We start from the raw sequence: 18,984 nt of genomic DNA, 5'->3' as shown, positions 1-18,984 counted from the left end.
CGCAGACAAGCACGCACCTTATCCAGCAGCCGGGGCGCGCCTGCGAGGCCTTGCGGCGCGCCTGCTATCGGCCCATTCTTGCCCGGTAACGCCAAACGCGCTCAGGCGCCTGATAACGCAGGCCAGCTACCGGGCCGGACGGCAGCCACGAGTTGCTAAGGTGTTGATATGGCATAGGAATTTTCCTATGGCGCACGCCTCGGAGCAGGGCATACTCTGGCGCAACGCCCCGGTTGTGGGGGCTAATAGTAGTTAGGCATTGTTGGAGCGCGTCGCGGATGGACATATCTTCTATTTTCAGCGTCTCACATCTACTGACATTCTTAGGTGGAGCTCTCGTCGGCTGTGCTGGCCAATACCTCGCTGATAGATTCACAGACCAGCGCCGGAGACAGGAACACAAGTCAGAGGCCGAGATAGCGTTTTTGGCCATCAAGGCCGACATGAAGGAGCTCATTGCTGAGATGGCAAATGACTTGAAGGGCGACGAGTCACGCTCCGTTCGCGAATTCGTTATCGCTCCAAACAAAAGAGTTTCATTCAACGGCAACAAGCCGCGCTTCATGTACTACGAGGATGAGTATCCACATTTGCGACTGCAGGTGGATCGCCTAGAGGACGCTGGCTACGTTGATGACATCACGCCAGGAAATGCTCCGATATTTCGTATGAGAGAGCACTTTGTTTCACTGATAAGAGACAATGCCTAACAATTCATTCAAGCCGATGCCGCTTCGCGGCACGGCTTAATTCAGGCGTTATGCCCGACGTGGAGCAACGATGAAGGCCAAGATTCAACAGCGGATCACGGGCAACATTACTCGGGTTCGGAATCTGATCCAGATTTACGAAACGCACCTCATGGGAAAGGGGAGCGGCCGTCGCGGACACCTGCAAACGGACGTTCTTCGCGCCGCAACCGTTTTCCTGCACGCTTCGCTTGAAGATTTTCTAAGGAGCATCGCGTACTGGAAACTGCCTGATGCGGGGAAAGAAGTGATCGACAAGATCCCGCTAGCCGGCCTGAACCGCAATGCGAGCAAGTTTTCTTTAGGTGAACTCGTGGCCCACAAGGGCAAGACAGTAGATAATCTAATCAAAGAGTCAGTAGATGAGTACCTAGAGCGATCTAACTACAACAACACAGAAGAGCTCGCGCTTTTTCTTAGTTCGGTTGGTATGGATCCAAGCGCGGTGAATAGTAGGTTCTCGGACCTTGAAGCGCTTATGTCACGTCGCCATCAGATTGTGCACCGCGGTGACATAGACGAGTCTGGCGGCCGCGGGAACTCACGCATTCGTTCCCTGGGTCGGTCGCCTGTCGGGGTCTGGATCAGTGCCGTTGAAGACTTTTCCACTGCTGTGCTCGCCAGGCTTTAGGTCATAACAATTCATTCAAGCCGACGCCGCTTCGCGGCTCGGCTTAATTCAGGCGTTAGGTGCTCAGGGCGACCTTCAACAGCCCTTTACTGTAATTTCCGGGGAGAGGAGTACATGGAAGAGAAAATATTCTTCGATCGCAATGGCGTCAGCGTGTCAAACGCCCGTTTCATCGTGCATGGTCAGACATATGCAATGAACGGAGTCACGTCTGTAAAACAAGCCGTTAAACATCCGTCTCGCCTTGGGCCGATCGTTCTCGGGCTCATAGGTTTGATCGCACTGATAAATGGTGGTGGCGGAATCTTTTTGGGCATTGTTCTTCTGGCCGCGACAGTATTCTGGTGGGTAAGGCAAAAGCCAGAATGGATTGTCGTTCTAAACAGTTCATCCGGGGAGACGCAGGCACTCACCAGCGAAGATCGCTCGTACATCAATGGTGTGATTGAGGCTCTTAATCAGTCAGTCATTCATCGCGGGTGACCACCTAACAATTCATTCGAGCCGACGCCGCTTCGCGGCGCGGCTTAATTCAAGCGTTAGGGGCTACGAAATGGAGTCGCTTGTTCTAGAACTACAGAGGGACGCGCTCGACAAGAACGTTAGCACCACTGACCTGCTCAGGAAGGCGCTCGTTGTCGCGCGGAAGCTAAACGTCACCGACACCGTCGAATGGATAACGAATGAGCTAAATGGATACCCTTCAGGGGTTGAGGTGCCGGACTACAGAAAGATTCGCGGAGAGCTCAAGGTTTTTAACCCCTACCATGGCTGGCAGCCTCTCTTCTTCGCGGATACCAAGCAGGCTGATCTTCTTTGTGTTAGAGCGACATCGCAGTCCATTTCTGAGCTAGAACAGATTGTGAGTGGGGACAGCGATATGGCATACGTCAAGTTCCCGAAGGATTTGGAGAAGAGCTTGATGGAGAGAATGGAAGTTCCTTTAGAGCCTGCAGTGCTTATCGCCAAGACAAGAATTCACGGCCTCTTGGATCGTGTCAGGAACTCAGTTCTTGAGTGGGCCTTGCAGCTTGAGGAGAAAGGAGTGGTTGGGGAAGGTATGAGCTTTACCAAAGAAGAGAAGATGCAGGCTGGGAATCTGACATTTAATGTTTCGAGCATTGGGAATCTCATCGGCTCCATGACGGGCTCTCAGATCCAGCAGAACACGCGGGATTCATCGCAAACATTCCAATCTCCACTCGATTTGGATGCACTTTCTAAGCTCGTGTCGCAGTTGCGGAAGGAACTACAAACTGCCGAAATCGCACCGGATGGTAAGACACAAGTTGCAGCTGATCTTTCATGCGTGGAGACCCAACTTCGGGCACCCAAGCCTAATCACGCCGTGATACGCGAAAGCCTTCAGAGCGCTCGAAGTATTCTAGAGGGGGTCGTTAGCTCGACGGTCTTTCAAGGCTTGCTTCAAGCTTTGTCAGCATTCCGGTGAGCGCCCTCTAACAATTCATTCAAGTCGATGCCTCGCGGCACGGCTTAATTCAAGTGTTAGATGCGCGCTGGCAATATTGTCTCAGCTTGTGAGAAATGAAATTGCTTATGGTTGATTCGCCGCAATGGCTAGGCACTTCCATACTTCAGGGGAATACACCGCAATGCCAAAATTCATCATCAACTCCAATGCGCAGGCAAATGGCGACCACGAGGTGCACAACGCCACGACAGGCTGCTTATACATGCCTGTTGCTTCAAGTCAGATTGATCTCGGATACCACCCAAACTGCCAAAGTGCCGTTGCAGACGCCAAGCGCCGGTGGCCAAACAACCGTATCAATGGCTGCTACTACTGCGCCAATGCTTGCCATACAAGCTAGACCCTCGGGCTACGCATCTAACAATTCATTCAAGCCGACGCCGCTTCGCGGCGCGGCTTAATTTAAGGCGTTAGGCGGGTGAGCAAAGCATGCTTCGCCACCCACCGTTGCAAATCAGCCTTCCGAACTCGGAATGATCGTGATGCACCCATCAGCAATATTGATGCTCACCTTTTGGCCAACGGCAAAGCCAGCCTCTCGCAGCCAGTGGCCACGCAAGAGCAGGTACGGAACGGCCGGTGGTGGCGGCCGGTGATCGTGCTTGAGGGCATACGGGCTGTAGCCGACGGTGAGCACACGACGAGCAGGAAGAGTACGAGCTTGAGCAGCCATGATGGCCTCCTAGTAGTTTGTTCAATACGCCCCTTGTTCAGAGGGGCGGCCGGGTACTTGAACACCGCTACTAGACGGCCCGCAGCTTTTCCCTTTCGGGTCTTGTATGGCTGCGCGCTACCCGGCCATAGTCATAAACTACAGGCACAAAAAAACCGCGAGCTTTCGGGTACGGTCAGTCCGCTAGTAGAGGTGTGTTCAGCACCTGTGGTCAACGTAGCGGTTTCGGTGGGCGGCGTCAACCAATTTCGGCGCCAACCTAACAATTCATTCAAGCCGACGCCGCTTCGCGACGCGGCTTAACTCAAGCGTTAGCTACTCCGGACACATCAATGAGCCCCGAAGACTTCAAGAAGAAGTACCCGACCGTATCCCTTGAAGAGGTCAACGACGTTGACTATGTAGAGGACGATAACGGCGACGAGGTTGAAGTTCACTCAACCTATTACATCGTCAAGAAGCTGCCTGTCTTCGACGAACTGGCGCTCAGAATTCATCCGTCGGAGTTCGAGCGCTTAGACCAGATTGTCGAAGGTAAGCCCGAGCTCTTTAAGGGGGTGCTCGGCGTAAAGTTTGACAAGACGGCAGAGGTGGTCCTAAGCCGTGTTGTCGGCCCTTCGTTATTCGTCCCCACGCCCATGCGATCATCGGGCGAGCCTATAAGGGTTTCGACTTTCTATCGCGGTAAAGCTGTGTCGGTTCACATATATGCACAGTCAACGATCGACGCAGACATAGCGTTTCTCGGTCCAAGGATCGTCGGTGGCCCAATCCAATACCGGAGCTTCTTTGCTGTCGTCACGGGAATCCAAAAGACGGGGAAATTGGAGCAAGACGTAATGGCCGTTCTTCGGTCAGTGCTCTTCGATATCGAATTTACATACGGGCTTGCGCTAGAAGCCGCAAATCTCGATCGCTTGAAGCGTCGAACGATGAATGCACGAAGGCGCGCTCCAGCCCTGCCTACGGATGAAATCAACCTCGTAGTAAAGCCGTACACGCCCGAACTGATCGAGTACTACCACACGGCAGCACGTGTCGACTATGTACCTTTTAAATTCATTTGCTATTTCCACATTGTTGAGTACTTCATGGACAAAAGTGCTCACCGCGTGGTGTCTCGGCGACTCCGCCAGATACTTATGCGCCCCGATTTCCATGTTAACCATCAAGAGCACCTAAACGAAGCAATCAAAATCTTTAAGGCGGAGACAGAAAAGAACCTTACTGACAAGATCAAGATCAACCGTGTTCTCGCGGAGTACGTGCGGCGCGACGAAATCAGGGCCTTCTTAGATGGGCTTGGACTGCTAGAGCATTTTTCGAAGGACCACACTCTCAACGGACCACGCCCGCTTAAGGTCAGCGCCCTGAACTTCGATTCTGATCAATCTTTTGTTGAGTCTTTGGGTAAGCGTGTTTATGCGCTTCGGTGTTCGATCGTACATTCGAACCCAGACTTTGATGAGTCAAAGGCTGTTCCGTTCCATGCCAGCCAACAAAATCTAGACTTCCTGCGAACGGAGAACGATCTTATGAGGGAGATCGCCCACAAGGTCATCGTGAACAGCATCGCTGAGTAGCTAACAATTCGTCCAAGCCGACGCCGCTCGCGGCGCGACCTTGAAACGGCGGCCTCGGCGTTTTCAGTCAGGGTCGTAGTCCAGATTCGAAGCCAGCCAGCGCTCCGCCTGCTGCAGGGTGACGCCTTTGCGCCGAGCGTAGTCGGCGACCTGTTCCCGGGACAGCCGGCCGACGACGAAGTACTGGCTCTTGGGGTGGCTGAAGTAGTAGCCGGAGACCGCGGCGGTGGGCAGCATCGCGAAGCTCTCGGTGAGGGTCATGCCGGCGTTGCGGCCGGCGTCGAGCAGGTCGAACAGGGTGCGCTTCTCGCTGTGCTCGGGGCAGGCGGGGTAGCCGGGGGCGGGGCGGATGCCGCGGTAGCGCTCGGCGATCAGGGCGTCGTTGTCGAGGGCTTCGTCGGTGGCGTAGCCCCAGTACTCCGCGCGTACGCGCTGGTGCAGGCGCTCGGCGAAGGCTTCGGCGAGGCGGTCGGCCAGGGCCTTGAGCAGGATCGCGTTGTAGTCGTCGTGCGCGGCCTCGAAGCGGGCGACGTGCGCATCGATGCCGATGCCGGCGGTGACGGCGAAGGCGCCGATCCAGTCCTGCCGGCCGGAGTCCTTCGGGGCGATGAAGTCGGCCAGGCAGAAGTCCGGCCGGTCGGCGGGCTTGTCGACCTGCTGGCGCAGGAAGTGGAGCAGGGGCCAGGGGCCGGGGGCCGGGGGCCGGGGCGATGCGTCTGCGTTTTCCTGGCCTCTGGCCTCTGGCCTCTGGCCCCCGTCCCAGTAAACCTCCACATCGTCCCCCACCGAGTTCGCCGGCCACAGGCCGAACACGCCCTTCGCGGTCAGCCATTTCTCGGCGACGATCGTGTCCAGCATCGCGCGGGCGTCGCGGTAGAGTTCGCTGGCCTGGGCGCCGACGATCTCGTCGGTGAGGATGGCGGGGTACTTGCCGGCCAGTTCCCAGGCCTGGAAGAACGGGGTCCAGTCGATGCAGGCGACCAGTTCCTCGAGCGGGTAGTCGTCGAACACGTGCAGGCCGGGCCGCTTCGGCGCCGGCGGTGCGTAGGTGTCCCAGCCGCCGTCGAACCTTTGCGCACGCGCCTTCTCCAGCGAGACCAGCCGCTTGGCGTCGCCGCGGTTGCGGTGGCGCTGGCGGATCTCGGCGTAGTCGGCGTCGTTGGCGGCGACGAACGCCGCGCGCAGGTCGCGCGAGATCAGCGACTGCGCCACGCCGACCGCGCGCGAGGCGTCCTTCACCCAGACCGTGGGGGCGTCGTAGTGGGGGTCGATCTTGAGCGCGGTGTGCGCGCGCGAGGTGGTGGCGCCGCCGATCATCAGCGGCATCGAGAAGCCCTGCCGCTGCATCTCGCGGGCGACGTGGGTCATCTCCTCCAGCGAAGGCGTGATCAGCCCGGACAGGCCGACGATGTCGGCCTGGACTTCCCGGGCCTTGTCGAGGATGGTCTGCGCGGGGACCATCACCCCCAGGTCGACCACCTCGAAGTTGTTGCAGGCCAGCACCACGCCGACGATGTTCTTGCCGATGTCGTGCACGTCGCCCTTGACGGTGGCCATGACGATGCGGCCGTTGGATTTGCCCGAATCGCCGGTGCGCAGCTTCTCGGCCTCGATGAAGGGCAGCAGGTAGGCGACCGCCTTCTTCATCACCCGCGCCGATTTGACCACCTGCGGCAGGAACATCTTGCCGGCGCCGAACAGGTCGCCGACCACGTTCATGCCGTCCATCAGCGGGCCTTCGATGACGTCCAGCGGGCGGGCGGCTTCGCGACGCGCGGCCTCGGTGTCCTCGTCCACGTAGGCGTCGATGCCGTGCACCAGCGCGTGTGCCAGCCGCTCGCGCACCGGGCGTTCGCGCCAGGCCAGGTCCTCGCTCTTCGGCTCGCCCTTGCGGCCCTTGTAGCGCTCGGCGATCTCCAGCAGCCGCTCGGTGCCGTCGCGGCGGCGGTTGAGGATGACGTCCTCCACGCGCTTGCGCAGTTCCGGGTCCAGCTCGTCGTAGATCGGCATCGCGCCGGCGTTGACGATGCCGAAGTCCATGCCGGCGCGGATCGCGTGGTAGAGGAACACCGAGTGGATCGCCTGGCGCACCGGCTCGTTGCCGCGGAAGGAGAACGAGACGTTGGAGACGCCGCCGGAGACGTGGCAGTGCGGCAGGGTCTGCTTGATGATCCGGGTCGCCTCGATGAAATCGACGGCGTAGTTGTCGTGCTCCTCGATGCCGGTGGCCACGGCGAAGATGTTGGGGTCGAAGATGATGTCCTCGGGCGGGAAGCCGACCTCGTCCACCAGCAGGCGGTAGGCGCGCGTGCAGATCTCCACCTTGCGCGCGCAGGTGTCGGCCTGGCCCTGCTCGTCGAAGGCCATGACCACGGCCGCGGCGCCGTAGCGCAGCACCTTGCGCGCCTGTTCCAGGAACGCGGCCTCGCCCTCCTTGAGCGAGATCGAGTTGACCACGCCCTTGCCCTGCAGGCACTTCAGCCCGGCCTCGATCACGCTCCACTTCGACGAGTCCACCATCACCGGGATGCGGGCGATGTCGGGCTCGGACATGATCAGGTTGAGGAAGCGGGTCATCGCCGCTTCCGAGTCGATCAGGCCCTCGTCCATGTTGACGTCGAGGATCTGCGCGCCGTTGGCGACCTGCTGGCGCGCGACCTCCACCGCGTCCTCGTAGCGGCCTTCCTTGATCATCTTGCGGAACTGCGCGCTGCCGGTGACGTTGGTGCGCTCGCCGATGTTGACGAACAGCAGGTCGGGGGTGACGACCAGCGGTTCCAGGCCGGAGAGGCGGGTGTAGCGGGGGGCGGCGGTCATGGGCAAGGGCGGGGGCGATGCCTTCCCCAGGCGGGGGAAGGGGGCGCGAGGCGCCGGATGGGGGGAAGCGCGGGAACCGGGGCGAGGGCCGGACTGGAGCGGCGGGGCGTGCCCACGTCCGCCCCGCGGGCACCTTCCCCCGCGCGCGGGGGAAGGGCGGCGCGCGCGCTCATGCGGCAAGTTCCCGCGCGGCGGGCAGGGCGCGCGGGGGCAGCCCGGCCACCGCCGCGGCGATCGCGGCGATGTGTTCGGGGGTGGTGCCGCAGCAGCCGCCGACGAGGTTGACCAGGCCGGCATGGGCGAACTCCCGCAGCGTGGCGGCGGTCTCCTCCGGGGTCTCGTCGTACTCGCCGAAGGCGTTGGGCAGGCCGGCGTTGGGGTGGGTGCTGACGTGGCACTCGGCCACCCGCGCCAGGGTCTCCACGTGCGGGCGCAGCTCTCGCGCGCCCAGCGCGCAGTTCAGGCCGATCGCCAGCGGCCGCGCGTGGGCGAGCGAGACGTAGAACGCCTCCGCGGTCTGCCCGGACAGGGTGCGCCCGGAGGCGTCGGTGATCGTGCCCGAGACCATCACCGGCAGCCGCCCGCCGCGCGCGTCGAAGGCTTCCTCGATCGCGTACAGCGCGGCCTTGGCGTTGAGGGTGTCGAACACGGTCTCCACCATCAGGACGTCGGCGCCGCCGTCGATCAGGCCGTCGATGGCCTCGCGGTAGGTGAGCCGCAGGGCGTCGAAGTCGGTGTTGCGGTAGCCGGGGTCGTTGACGTCGGGGCTGATCGAGGCGGTGCGGCTGGTCGGGCCGAGCACGCCGACGACGAAGCGCGGACGCGACGGGTCGGCTGCTTCCGCCTCGTCGCAGACCTGCCGCGCCAGCCTGGCGCCGGCGGCGTTGAGTTCGCCGACCAGGTGCTGCAGGCCATAGTCGGCCTGGCTGAGGGCGGTGGCGTTGAAGGTGTTGGTCTCGACCAGGTCGGCGCCGGCGTCCAGATAGGCGCGGTGGATGCCGGCGATGACGTCGGGCCGGGTCAGGGTGAGCAGGTCGTTGTTGCCCTTGAGGTCGTGCGCGCGCGCATCGGCCGGGCCTTCGCGGTCGCGGCCCTCGGCGAAGCGCTCGCCGCGGTAGTCGGCCTCCTGCAGCCGGTGGCGCTGGATCAGCGTGCCCATCGCGCCGTCGATGACGAGGATGCGCTCGGCCAGCGCCGCGATCAGCGCCTCGGCGCGCTGGGGGTGCAGCCAGGGGCCAGGGGCCAGGGGCCGGGGGCCAGGGGGTGGAGCGGAGGCGGGGAACGTCATGCTTGTTCCCTCCCTGGCCCCTGGCCCCTGACCCCCGGCCCCGGCTTCAAGGCAATCAACGAGATCACCTCGAAGTGCGGCGGTCGCTTCTCGCGGGTGACGGTGGCGAGGTCCTGCAGCGTCAGCCCGGCCTTGGCGACGAAGCGGCGCAGTTCGCGCTCGCCGAAGCCGAGGTTGACGTGGCCGTACTGGGCGACCGCGGCGCGGTGCTCGTGCCGGGCCAGGCTGGTCACCAGCAGGCGCCCGCCCGGGCGCAGCACGCGGGCGGCCTCGGCGACCGCCTGCGCGGGCTTCTCGGCGTAGGTGAGGGCATGCATCAGCACCACCAGGTCGAAGCTGGCCTCGTCGAGCGGCAGCGCGTGCATGTCGCCCTCGCGTACCTCGACGTTGGGGAAGCGCCGCAGGCGCTCGGCGGCGGCGTTGACCACCCGCGCGCTGGTGTCCACGCAGACGTAGCGCTGCGCGTGCGGGGCCAGCAGCTCGGCCAGCACGCCGTCGCCGGAGGCGATGTCGAGCACGTCGCCGGTCTCGAGCAGCGGCAGCGCCGAGCGCGCCAGCGCCTCCCAGGTGCGGCCGGGCGAGTAGTGCCGCTCCATGTCGCCGGCGACCGAATCGGCCCAGTTCTGGTCGGCCGCGCGCATGGCCAGCACCGCCGGCACGCGCTCGGCATCCTGGCGCAGCAGCGGGTCGTCGCTGCCGTCGCGCAGGGTGATCCACAGGGTGCGCAGCGGCGGGTCGAGCTGGGCGTCGTCGAAGCGGTAGTAGGCCGAGACCCCGGCGCGGCGGTCGCGCACCAGCCCGGCCTCCTTCAGCCGCGCCAGGTGGGTGGACACGCGCGGCTGGGCGAGGCGGGTGATGGCCGAGAGCTCGGCGACGGTCAGCTCCTCGCCCTCCAGCAGCGCCAGCAGCCGTACCCGGGTGGCGTCGGCGAGCACCTTCAGGCGCGCGGACCAGCTTTCCAGATCCATTAAATATCTCTATATCGCGATATCGAGATAAGTCTGCGGGCGGCCTGCCCGGGCGTCAAGCCGGCGCCGCCGCCCGGGCTGGGGTTCGCTCGCGTGCGGGGCTACAATCCGCGCTTCCCTTACCAAGTCTCCGGGGTGCGCGCGTGGAGTTCGGTTTCAGCGAGGAGCAGTTGATGATCCAGGACGTCGCTCGGCGCATCGCGCAGGAGCGCATCGCGCCGTCGGCGGAGGCCTTCGACCGCAGCGGCGAGTTCCCCCTGGAGAACATCCGCCTGCTGGGCGAGAACGGGCTGATGGGCATCGAGGTGCCCACCGAGTACGGCGGCGCGGGCATGGACCCGGTGGCCTACGTGCTGGCGATGGTGGAGATCGCCGCGGCCGATGCCGCGCACTCGACCATCATGTCGGTGAACAACTCGCTGTTCTGCAACGGCATCCTGACCCACGGCACCGAGGCGCAGAAGCAGACCTACGTGCGCGCCATCGCCGAGGGACGCGAGATCGGCGCCTTCGCGCTGACCGAGCCGCAGTCGGGCTCCGACGCCACCTCGATGCGCTGCCGCGCGGTCGCCCAGGCCGACGGCAGCTTCGTGGTCAACGGCAAGAAGAGCTGGATCACCTCCGGCCCGGTCGCGCGCTACATCGTGCTGTTCGCGACCACCGATCCGGCGCAGGGCGCGCGCGGCATCACCGCCTTCCTGGTCGACACCCAGCGCGAGGGTTTCCACCGCGGCAAGACCGAGCCCAAGCTCGGCATCCGCGCCTCGGCCACCTGCGAGATCGAGTTCCAGGACTATGTGGTGCGGGCCGACGAGGTGCTGGGCCAGCCCGGCCAGGGCTTCAAGATCGCGATGAGCGTGCTCGACGCCGGCCGCATCGGCATCGCCTCGCAGGCCATCGGGATCGCCCGCGCCGCGTACGAGGCCACCATCGCCTACGTCAAGGAACGCAAGGCCTTCGGCCAGCCGATCGGCGCGTTCCAGATGACCCAGGCCAAGATCGCGGACATGAAGTGCAAGCTCGATGCTTCGCTGCTGCTGACCCTGCGCGCGGCCTGGCTGAAGCGCCAGGGCCAGCGCTTCACCACCGAGGCCTCGGTGGCCAAGCTGACCGCCTCGGAGGCGGCGATGTGGATCGCCCACCAGGCCGTGCAGATCCACGGCGGCATGGGCTATTCCAAGGAGATGCCGGTCGAGCGCTACTTCCGCGACGCCAAGATCACCGAGATCTACGAGGGCACCAGCGAGATCCAGCGGCTGGTGATCGCCCGCAACGAGACCGGGCTGCGCTAGACCGCCGTGCCCGACCTGCCCGCCGCCGCCATCGCGCTGCCCGCGCCGGACATCCCGGCCGCCGCCGCGACCGCGTCTTCCGGCGCCTGAGTTTCCCCCTGTCCGGCCCGCGCATCGCGCGGGCCTCATTGCATCCGGACGCCCGACCATGACCACCCAGCGAAAACCCACCGCCAAGACCCGGACCGCCGAGGCCGCCGACCGGCCGCGGCCCGCCGCCGCGCGCCGCGCCCGCCCCGCCGCGAAGGCCGACCTGCTGGCGCCGATCCTCGCCGCGATCCGCCGGCGCGCCGGCCGCGCCGGCGCCGACGATGCCGAGGCCTTCGCCGCCGCGTTCTACCGGCGCATGGATGCCGACGAACTGCCGGTGCACAGCGCCGAGGGCTGGGCCGCGCTGGCCCACGGCTTCCTCGAGTTCGCGCGCAAGCGCAAGCCCGGCGCCGCGCGGTTGCGGCTGTTCAATCCCACCCTCGAGCGGCACGGCTGGGAATCGCCGCACACCGTGCTGCAGATCGTCAACGACGACATGCCGTTCCTGGTCGATTCGGTGACCATGGCGCTGGCCGAGCAGGGCGTGGGCGTGCACGTGCTGGGCCACCCGGTGATCGCCATGCGCCGCGACCGCAGCGGCAAGCTGCTGGCGGTGGGCGAGGGCGAGTTCGAGTCGCTGATGCACCTGGAGATCGATCGCCAGTCGGCCGAGGGCATGGCCGCGCTGGAGACGGCCATCGAGCGGGTGCTGGGCGACGTGCGCCAGATCGTCGCCGACTGGCCGGCGATGCGCGAGAAGATGCTGCAGGTGGCGGCCGAGCTGGCCGAGCGCACGCTGCCGGTGGGCGACGCCGAGCGCCGCGAGGCGCAGGAATTCCTGCGCTGGGCCGCCAGCGATCACTTCACCTTCGTCGGCTACCGCGAATACCGCGTCCGCCAGCGCGGCGGCGACCCGACCCTGGTGGCGGTGGACGACTCCGGGCTCGGCCTGCTGCGGGGCAAGGACGTGGGCCAGCCGCGCTCGCTGCGCTCGCTGGCCGCGCAGGCCGCGCGCGGCGAGGGCCGGCCCGATCCGCTGATCCTGACCAAGACCAATGCGCGCTCGCCGGTGCACCGGCCCGGCTTCATGGACTACATCGGCCTGCTGCGCTTCGACGCCAAGGGCCGCGCGGTGGGCGAGCAGCGCTTCATCGGCCTGTACACCTCCAGCGCCTACAACCGCCGGCCCTGGGATATCCCGCTGGTGCGCGACCGCTTCGAGCACGTGATGAGCCGCTCCGGCCTGCGCGAGACCGGCCACAGCGGCAAGGCGCTCAAGCACATCCTGGAGACGCTGCCGCGCGACGAGCTGTTCCAGTCCAGCGCCGACGAGCTGTACCGGCTGGCGATGGGCATCCTCAACCTGCAGGAGCGGGTGCGCAGCCGCCTGTTCCTGCGCAGCGACCGCTACGAGCGCTTCTATTCCGTGCTGGCCTACGTGCCGCGCGACCGCTACAACACCGAAGTGCGCCTGCGCATCGAGGCGATGCTGCGCGAGGTGCTGCAGGCCGACCGCATCGACGCCAGCGTGCAGGTGGGCGAGTCGCCGCTGGCGCAGCTGCACCTGATCGTGCGCCCGCGCTCCGGCGCGACCGCCGAGGTCGACGCCTCGCAGCTGGACGCGGCGCTGTCGGCGATCGTGCGCAACTGGCAGGACGACCTGCGCGACGCGCTGATCGCCCGCCACGGCGAGGGCCCGGGGCTGGCGCTGGCCAGCCGCTTCGGCCGCGCGCTGCCGGCGCTGTACATCGAGCGCGCGACCCCGGCGGTGGCCGCCGGCGACGTCGAGCGGCTGGCCGCGCTGCGCTCGCCCGAGGACCTGCGGCTGAGCCTGGTGCGCACCGCCAGCCCGGGCGCCGGCGAGGGCGCGCTGCGGCTGAAGCTGTTCCGCCAGCAGCGCGACATCCCGCTCTCCGACGTGCTGCCGATGATGGAGAACATGGGCCTGCGGGTGCTGTCCGAGCACCCGCACCGGCTCGAGGCGGAGGGCGGCACGTACTACGTGCAGGACTTCGAGGTGGAGGCGGTCGGCATCGACCTCGACGTCGAGCGCGTCGGCCCGGCCTTCGAGGACGCCTTCGCCCGGCTGTGGCGCGGCGAGGCCGAGAACGACGGCTTCAACCGGCTGATCGTGCTGGCCGGCCTGGACTGGCGGCAGGTGGCGATGCTGCGCGCGTACTGCAAGTACCTGCTGCAGACCGGCGCGCCGTTCTCGCAGTCCTACGTGGAGGAGACGCTGGCGCGCTACCCGCTGCTGGCGCGGCTGCTGGTGGAACTGTTCGAGGCGCGCTTCGATCCGGCGATCGGCAGCGAGTCCAAGCAGGCGATCGGCGAGGGCGCCGAGCGCCTGCGCGCGCAGTTCGACGCGCTGGCCGCCGGCGACGCCGCCGCACTCGCCGCGCTGGAGCCGGTGGTGGCCGCGCGCGCGGCCGGCCGCGACGCCCAGTACGAGGCCACCCGCGGCGCGCTGAAGGCGCTGCTCGACGGCGTCGGCAGCCTGGACGAGGACCGCATCCTGCGCGGCTTCATGGGCGCGATCGACGCCACCCTGCGCACCAGCTACTACCAGCGCGCCGCCGACGGCGCCGACAAGGACTACGTCGCCTACAAGTTCGACTGCGCGCGCGTGCCCGACCTGCCCAAGCCGCGCCCGTACCGCGAGATCTTCGTCTACGGCCCGCGGGTGGAGGGCGTGCACCTGCGCTTCGGCCCGGTCGCGCGCGGCGGCCTGCGCTGGTCCGACCGCCGCGAGGACTTCCGCACCGAGGTGCTGGGCCTGGTCAAGGCGCAGATGGTCAAGAACACCGTGATCGTGCCGGTCGGCGCCAAGGGCGGCTTCTTCGTCAAGAAGCCGCCGGCCGGCGGCGACCGCGACGCGGTGCTCGCCGAGGGCATCGCCTGCTACCGCCGCTTCATCAACGGCCTGCTGGACGTGACCGACAACGTGGTCGGCGGCAAGGTCGTGCCGCCGCGCGACGTGGTGCGCCACGACGACGACGATCCCTACCTGGTGGTCGCCGCCGACAAGGGCACGGCCACGTTCTCCGACATCGCCAACGGCATCTCCGCCGAGCACGGCTTCTGGCTGGGCGACGCGTTCGCCTCCGGCGGCTCGGTCGGCTACGACCACAAGGGCATGGGCATCACCGCCAAGGGCGCGTGGGAGTCGGTCAAGCGGCATTTCCGCGCGCTGGGCGTGGACTGCCAGAACCAGGACTTCACCGCGGTCGGCATCGGCGACATGTCCGGCGACGTGTTCGGCAACGGCATGCTGCTGTCCAAGCACATCCGGCTGGTCGCGGCGTTCGACCACCGCCACATCTTCATCGACCCGCAGCCCGACGCGGCGGCGTCGTGGCGCGAGCGCGAACGGCTGTTCAGGCTGCCGCGCTCGAGCTGGGACGACTACGACCGCGCGCTGATCAGCGCCGGCGGCGGGGTCTGGCCGCGCAGCGCCAAGTCGATCCCGCTCTCGGCGCAGGCGCGCGAGGCGCTCGGGCTCGACCCCTCGACCACGTCGCTCAGCCCCAACGAGCTGATGAACGCCATCCTGAAGGCGCCGGTGGACCTGCTGTGGAACGGCGGCATCGGCACCTACGTCAAGGCCTCCACCGAAAGCCATGCCGACGTGGGCGACCGCGCCAACAACGCGCTGCGCGCCGACGGCGGCGAGCTGCGCTGCCGGGTGGTCGGCGAGGGCGGCAACCTGGGCTTCACCCAGCGCGGGCGCATCGAGGCCGCGCAGGCCGGGGTGCTGCTCAACACCGACTTCATCGACAACTCCGCCGGCGTGGACACCTCCGACCACGAGGTCAACATCAAGATCCTGCTCAACAGCCAGGTGCAGGCCCGCAAGCTCACCGTGCAGGCCCGCAACGCGCTGCTGGCGGACATGACCGCCGAGGTCGAGTCGCTGGTGCTGTGGGACAACATCCGCCAGAACCAGGCGCTGAGCCTGATGGAGCGGATGAGCGTGTCGCGCCTGGGGTCCAAGCAGCACTTCATCCGCACCTTGGAAGCGCAGGGCCTGCTGGACCGGCAGATCGAGTTCCTGCCGTCGGACGCGGAGATTTCCGCGCGCAAGGCCCGCGGCCAGGGCCTGACGCGGCCGGAACTGGCGGTGCTGCTGTCGTACTCGAAGCTGGTGGCCTACCAGCAGATGCTCGATTCCGACATCCCCGAAGACCCGTACCTGTCCAAGGAACTGCAGCGCTATTTCCCGGCGCCGCTGCGCAAGAAGTACGCCGCGGCGATGGAACAGCACCCGCTCAAGCGCGAGATCATCGCCACCGCGGTCACCAACACCACCATCAACCGCATGGGCGCGACGTTCCTCATGCGCATGCAGGAGGACACCGGGCGCAGTCCGGCCGAGGTCGCCAAGGCCTACACCATCAGCCGCGAGACGCTGGACGCGCGCGCGCTGTGGACGCAGATCGATGCGCTGGACCTGAAGGTCCCGGAGTCGGCGCAGATCGACGCCCTGCAGGCGATCTGGAGCCTGCAGCGCGCCTTCGTGCGCTGGCTGCTCAAGCGCCCCGGCGAGATGCCCGGCATCACCCGCGCGGTCGAGCGCTACCACGAGCCGCTCAACGAGATCCGCCGCGCCGAAGGCATCCTGGCCGACTCGCAACGGCCGCACTACGAGGCCGAGCTGGCGGCCTGGCGCGAGAAGGGCATGCCGGACCCGCTGGCGCAGGAGCTGGCCGAGCTGCCGTACCTGACCCCGGTGTTCGACATCATCGAGCTGGCGCGCGCGCGCAAGCTCAAGCCGGTCGAGGTCGCCAAGGTGCACTTCCGCGTCGGCGAGGCGTTGCACCTGCCGTGGCTGTTCGCGCAGATCGACGCGCTGGAGGTGCAGGGACGCTGGCATGCGGTCGCGCGCGGCGTGCTGCGCGACGACCTCGCCGCCCAGCAGACCCTGCTCGCCGCGCAGGCGCTCGAGATGCCCGGCGCCAGCGCCGACGACAAGGTCGCCGCCTGGATGGGGCGCGAGGACGCCGCGCTGCGCTTCACCCGCGGCATGCTCGACGAGATGTTCGCGCAGAAGTCGCTCGACTATCCGACCGCCTCGGTCGCGGTCAGCCGCCTGGCGCAACTGGCCGCCAGCGGCGGCAAGGGCTGAGGCCCGCCCGGGCGCGGCGGCGAACGCGAACCGCCGCGCCCGCGTTGTCCGGTTCCGGGTGCGGCGCCGGCCAGGTGGGCGACTGTCGCCGCCTTGCCTGCGCCGCCACGCTATCCTGAGCGCGCCGCCCCCGGAGCCTCCCGATGACCGAAACACCGCGACTCGCCTTCCTCGCCAGCCCGACCGACGATGCGCGGCGGGCGCTGGACCTGCTGGCCGAGCGCCACGGCCAGTACGCGCCGGACGAGGCCGACGTGCTGTGCCCGCTCGGCGGCGACGGCTTCATGCTGCAGACCCTGCATCGCTACGGCGCGCTCGGAAAGCCCGTCTACGGCATGAAGCTGGGCACCGTCGGCTTCCTGATGAACCAGTATCGCGAGGACGCGCTGTTCGAGCGCATCGCCGCCGCCGAGCCCGCCACGCTGCGGCCGCTGGAAATGGTGGCGCAGACCGAATCGGGCGCCAGCGTCGGCTCGCTGGCCTACAACGAGACCTCGCTGCTGCGCCAGACCCGCCAGGCCGCGCACCTGCGGATCGAACTCAACGGCCGTACCCGCCTGGACGAGCTGATCTGCGACGGCGTGCTGGTGGCGACCGCCGCCGGCAGCACCGCCTACAACTATTCCGCGCACGGGCCGATCCTGCCGCTGGGCGCGGGCGTGGTCGCGCTGACCCCGATCGCGCCGTTCCGCCCCCGGCGCTGGCGCGGCGCGATCCTCAAGGCGGATACCGAGGTCGTGTTCCGCGTGCTCGACCACTACAAGCGCCCGGTCAGCGCCACCGCCGACTCGCACGAGGTGCGCGACGTGGTGGAGGTCCGCATCCGCGAGGCCCGCGACCGCCACGTGACCCTGCTGTTCGACCCCGAGCACAACCTCGAGGAACGCATCATCAGCGAGCAGTTCATGGCCTAGGGCGTCTCGACATTCGACCTGCAGCGTCGAAGCCGTCCCTTCCCGCAAGCGGGGCCATGTTGCTCCTTCTCCCGCAAGCGGGGTCATGCCCTCCCTGCTCCCGCAAGCGGGAGAAGGTGGCGCGCAGCGCCGGATGAGGGTCGCTTTGCACGCCTGCGGCGTGCCCCCCATCCGCCTTCGGCACCTTCCCCCGCTTGCGGGGGAAGGGAAAACAAGATGCTCCCCGCTTGCGGGGGAAGGGAAAACAAGACGCGGGGGACGGGAAAAACAGCCTAGGAGCGTGGGCGGCGGAAGCCGTCCGGGCTGCATGGCCCGCTGAGCGGTCCATTTCCGCGCCGCTTCCTGGCCTGCAGGCCCACGACAGGCCAGGAAGCGGCACGAAACCGGCCTCGCTCAGCGAGCCGTCCGCCTCGAACGTTTTCGACCGCCCACGCTCCCGGGCGCGCGGGCGCCGCATAATGCGGGCATGGACGCTCCCGCCGCCCCGACCCTGACCATCGCCATTACCTCGCGCGCGCTGTTCGACCTGGAGGAGAGCCATGCGCTGTTCGAGCGCGAGGGCATCGAGGCCTTCTCCGAGTACCAGCGCCAGCACGAGGACGACGTGCTCTCGCCGGGCATCGCGTTCCCGCTGGTGCGCAAGCTGCTGGCGCTCAACGAGGGCGCGCCGGCGGAGGCGCCGCGGGTGGAGGTGATCCTGCTGTCGCGCAATTCGGCCGATACCGGCCTGCGCATCTTCAACTCGATCCAGCACCACGGGCTGTCGATCTCGCGCGCCACCTTCACCTCCGGCGAGCCGACCTGGCCCTACATCCGGCCGTTCGGGGCGCAGCTGTTCCTGTCGGCCAACCCGGAGTCGGTGCGGCGCGCGCTGGCCGGCGGGATCGCCGCGGCCACCATCCTGCCCACCGCCGCGGACCCGCCGCCCTCGCGGCAGTCGCGCAGCGCCGCCGATGCCCGTTCGCAGATCCGCATCGCCTTCGACGGCGATGCGGTGATCTTCGGCGACGAGGGCGAGCGGGTCTCGCAGGAAGCCGGCCTGGAGGCGTTCCACCGCCACGAGCGCGAACGCGCGCGCGAGGCGCTGTCGGGCGGGCCGTTCCGCGGCTTCCTCTCGGCGCTGCACGACCTGCAGGCGGCGTTCCCGGCGGGCAAGGACGCGCCGATCCGCACCGCGCTGGTCACCGCGCGCTCCGCGCCCGCGCACGAGCGCGTCATCCGCACCCTGCGCGAATGGGGCGTGCGCCTGGACGAGGCGCTGTTCCTGGGCGGCCGCGCCAAGGGGCCGTTTCTGGAGGCGTTCGGCGCCGACATCTTCTTCGACGATTCGCGCCACAACATCGATTCCGCGCGCCGCCACGTCGCCGCCGGCCACGTGCCGCACGGGGTGTCGAACCCGGAGGACGCGCCGCCCTGAGGCGC

13 protein-coding genes are annotated in these 18,984 nt (G+C 66.7%); 9 read left to right on the top strand and 4 right to left on the bottom strand.

Annotation, left to right across the window (positions count from 1 at the left end):
- Window positions 1-278 precede the first annotated feature (278 nt).
- The 4 genes from Z164_RS22445 (at window position 279) to Z164_RS22435 (ending at window position 2,830) form a co-directional block, all read left to right on the top strand.
- Window positions 279-710, top strand: coding sequence for a hypothetical protein (locus Z164_RS22445; protein ID WP_152540911.1), 432 nt, complete (start codon window positions 279-281; stop codon window positions 708-710).
- 70 nt (window positions 711-780) lie between these two features.
- Entirely contained in the window at window positions 781-1,380 is a 600-nt protein-coding gene (locus Z164_RS22440; RefSeq protein ID WP_152540910.1) for a HEPN domain-containing protein, read from the top strand.
- Between the two features lie 114 nt (window positions 1,381-1,494).
- Entirely contained in the window at window positions 1,495-1,863 is a 369-nt protein-coding gene (locus Z164_RS21355) for a DUF6232 family protein (protein ID WP_052338400.1), read from the top strand.
- A gap of 70 nt (window positions 1,864-1,933) precedes the next feature.
- Entirely contained in the window at window positions 1,934-2,830 is an 897-nt protein-coding gene (locus Z164_RS22435) for an AbiTii domain-containing protein (RefSeq protein WP_152540909.1), read from the top strand.
- Between the two features lie 496 nt (window positions 2,831-3,326).
- Here Z164_RS22435 and Z164_RS21920 read toward each other — a convergent pair whose 3' ends face one another.
- Complete coding sequence (locus Z164_RS21920) at window positions 3,327-3,545, bottom strand: SymE family type I addiction module toxin (protein ID WP_081770140.1); 219 nt, start codon at window positions 3,543-3,545, stop codon at window positions 3,327-3,329.
- 332 nt (window positions 3,546-3,877) lie between these two features.
- On the opposite strand from Z164_RS21920, the gene Z164_RS22430 reads away from it, so the two are divergent.
- Window positions 3,878-5,128, top strand: a complete 1,251-nt coding sequence (locus Z164_RS22430) for a hypothetical protein (protein ID WP_152540908.1) — start codon at window positions 3,878-3,880, stop codon at window positions 5,126-5,128.
- Window positions 5,129-5,191: 63 nt separating this feature from the next.
- Here the strand turns inward: Z164_RS22430 and metH are convergent, their stop codons facing one another.
- From metH to Z164_RS0109605, 3 genes are all read right to left on the bottom strand, one after another.
- The gene (gene metH / locus Z164_RS0109615) at window positions 5,192-7,945 is read right to left on the bottom strand and encodes a methionine synthase (protein WP_024890488.1); all 2,754 of its coding nucleotides are present in this window, start codon (window positions 7,943-7,945) and stop codon (window positions 5,192-5,194) included.
- Window positions 7,946-8,114: 169 nt separating this feature from the next.
- Window positions 8,115-9,233, bottom strand: a complete 1,119-nt coding sequence (locus tag Z164_RS0109610; protein WP_024890487.1) for a homocysteine S-methyltransferase family protein — start codon at window positions 9,231-9,233, stop codon at window positions 8,115-8,117.
- Complete coding sequence (locus Z164_RS0109605) at window positions 9,230-10,201, bottom strand: ArsR/SmtB family transcription factor (protein ID WP_024890486.1); 972 nt, start codon at window positions 10,199-10,201, stop codon at window positions 9,230-9,232. Before Z164_RS0109605 ends, Z164_RS0109610 begins: the two co-directional genes overlap by 4 nt.
- A 143-nt stretch (window positions 10,202-10,344) precedes the next feature.
- Here Z164_RS0109605 and Z164_RS0109600 point away from each other — a divergent pair, with 143 nt between their 5' ends.
- The 4 genes from Z164_RS0109600 (at window position 10,345) to Z164_RS0109580 (ending at window position 18,979) form a co-directional block, all read left to right on the top strand.
- Window positions 10,345-11,493, top strand: coding sequence for an acyl-CoA dehydrogenase family protein (locus Z164_RS0109600; protein ID WP_024890485.1), 1,149 nt, complete (start codon window positions 10,345-10,347; stop codon window positions 11,491-11,493).
- Between the two features lie 148 nt (window positions 11,494-11,641).
- Window positions 11,642-16,648, top strand: a complete 5,007-nt coding sequence (locus Z164_RS0109590) for an NAD-glutamate dehydrogenase (protein ID WP_024890484.1) — start codon at window positions 11,642-11,644, stop codon at window positions 16,646-16,648.
- Window positions 16,649-16,791: 143 nt separating this feature from the next.
- Window positions 16,792-17,562, top strand: coding sequence for an NAD kinase (locus Z164_RS0109585; protein ID WP_024890483.1), 771 nt, complete (start codon window positions 16,792-16,794; stop codon window positions 17,560-17,562).
- Window positions 17,563-18,028: 466 nt separating this feature from the next.
- A complete protein-coding gene (locus Z164_RS0109580) occupies window positions 18,029-18,979 on the top strand; it encodes a 5'-nucleotidase (RefSeq protein ID WP_024890482.1) in 951 nt (316 codons plus the stop codon).
- The last annotated feature ends 5 nt before the right edge of the window (window positions 18,980-18,984 follow it).

The sequence above is a fragment of the Luteimonas huabeiensis HB2 genome, from assembly GCF_000559025.1.
GTDB classification, from domain to species: Bacteria; Pseudomonadota; Gammaproteobacteria; order Xanthomonadales; family Xanthomonadaceae; genus Luteimonas; species Luteimonas huabeiensis.
This window is presented reverse-complemented; position numbering and strand designations above follow the sequence as displayed.

Coding starts and splice junctions, on each gene's coding strand:
- Z164_RS0109590 (WP_024890484.1), top strand. CDS start 11,642: ATGACCACCCAGCGAAAACCCACCGCCAAGACCCGGACCGCCGAGGCC.
- Z164_RS22435 (WP_152540909.1), top strand. CDS start 1,934: ATGGAGTCGCTTGTTCTAGAACTACAGAGGGACGCGCTCGACAAGAAC.
- Z164_RS21355 (WP_052338400.1), top strand. CDS start 1,495: ATGGAAGAGAAAATATTCTTCGATCGCAATGGCGTCAGCGTGTCAAAC.
- Z164_RS0109610 (WP_024890487.1), bottom strand. CDS start 9,233: ATGACGTTCCCCGCCTCCGCTCCACCCCCTGGCCCCCGGCCCCTGGCC.
- metH (WP_024890488.1), bottom strand. CDS start 7,945: ATGACCGCCGCCCCCCGCTACACCCGCCTCTCCGGCCTGGAACCGCTG.
- Z164_RS0109580 (WP_024890482.1), top strand. CDS start 18,029: ATGGACGCTCCCGCCGCCCCGACCCTGACCATCGCCATTACCTCGCGC.
- Z164_RS0109585 (WP_024890483.1), top strand. CDS start 16,792: ATGACCGAAACACCGCGACTCGCCTTCCTCGCCAGCCCGACCGACGAT.
- Z164_RS22445 (WP_152540911.1), top strand. CDS start 279: ATGGACATATCTTCTATTTTCAGCGTCTCACATCTACTGACATTCTTA.
- Z164_RS0109605 (WP_024890486.1), bottom strand. CDS start 10,201: ATGGATCTGGAAAGCTGGTCCGCGCGCCTGAAGGTGCTCGCCGACGCC.
- Z164_RS22430 (WP_152540908.1), top strand. CDS start 3,878: ATGAGCCCCGAAGACTTCAAGAAGAAGTACCCGACCGTATCCCTTGAA.
- Z164_RS21920 (WP_081770140.1), bottom strand. CDS start 3,545: ATGGCTGCTCAAGCTCGTACTCTTCCTGCTCGTCGTGTGCTCACCGTC.
- Z164_RS22440 (WP_152540910.1), top strand. CDS start 781: ATGAAGGCCAAGATTCAACAGCGGATCACGGGCAACATTACTCGGGTT.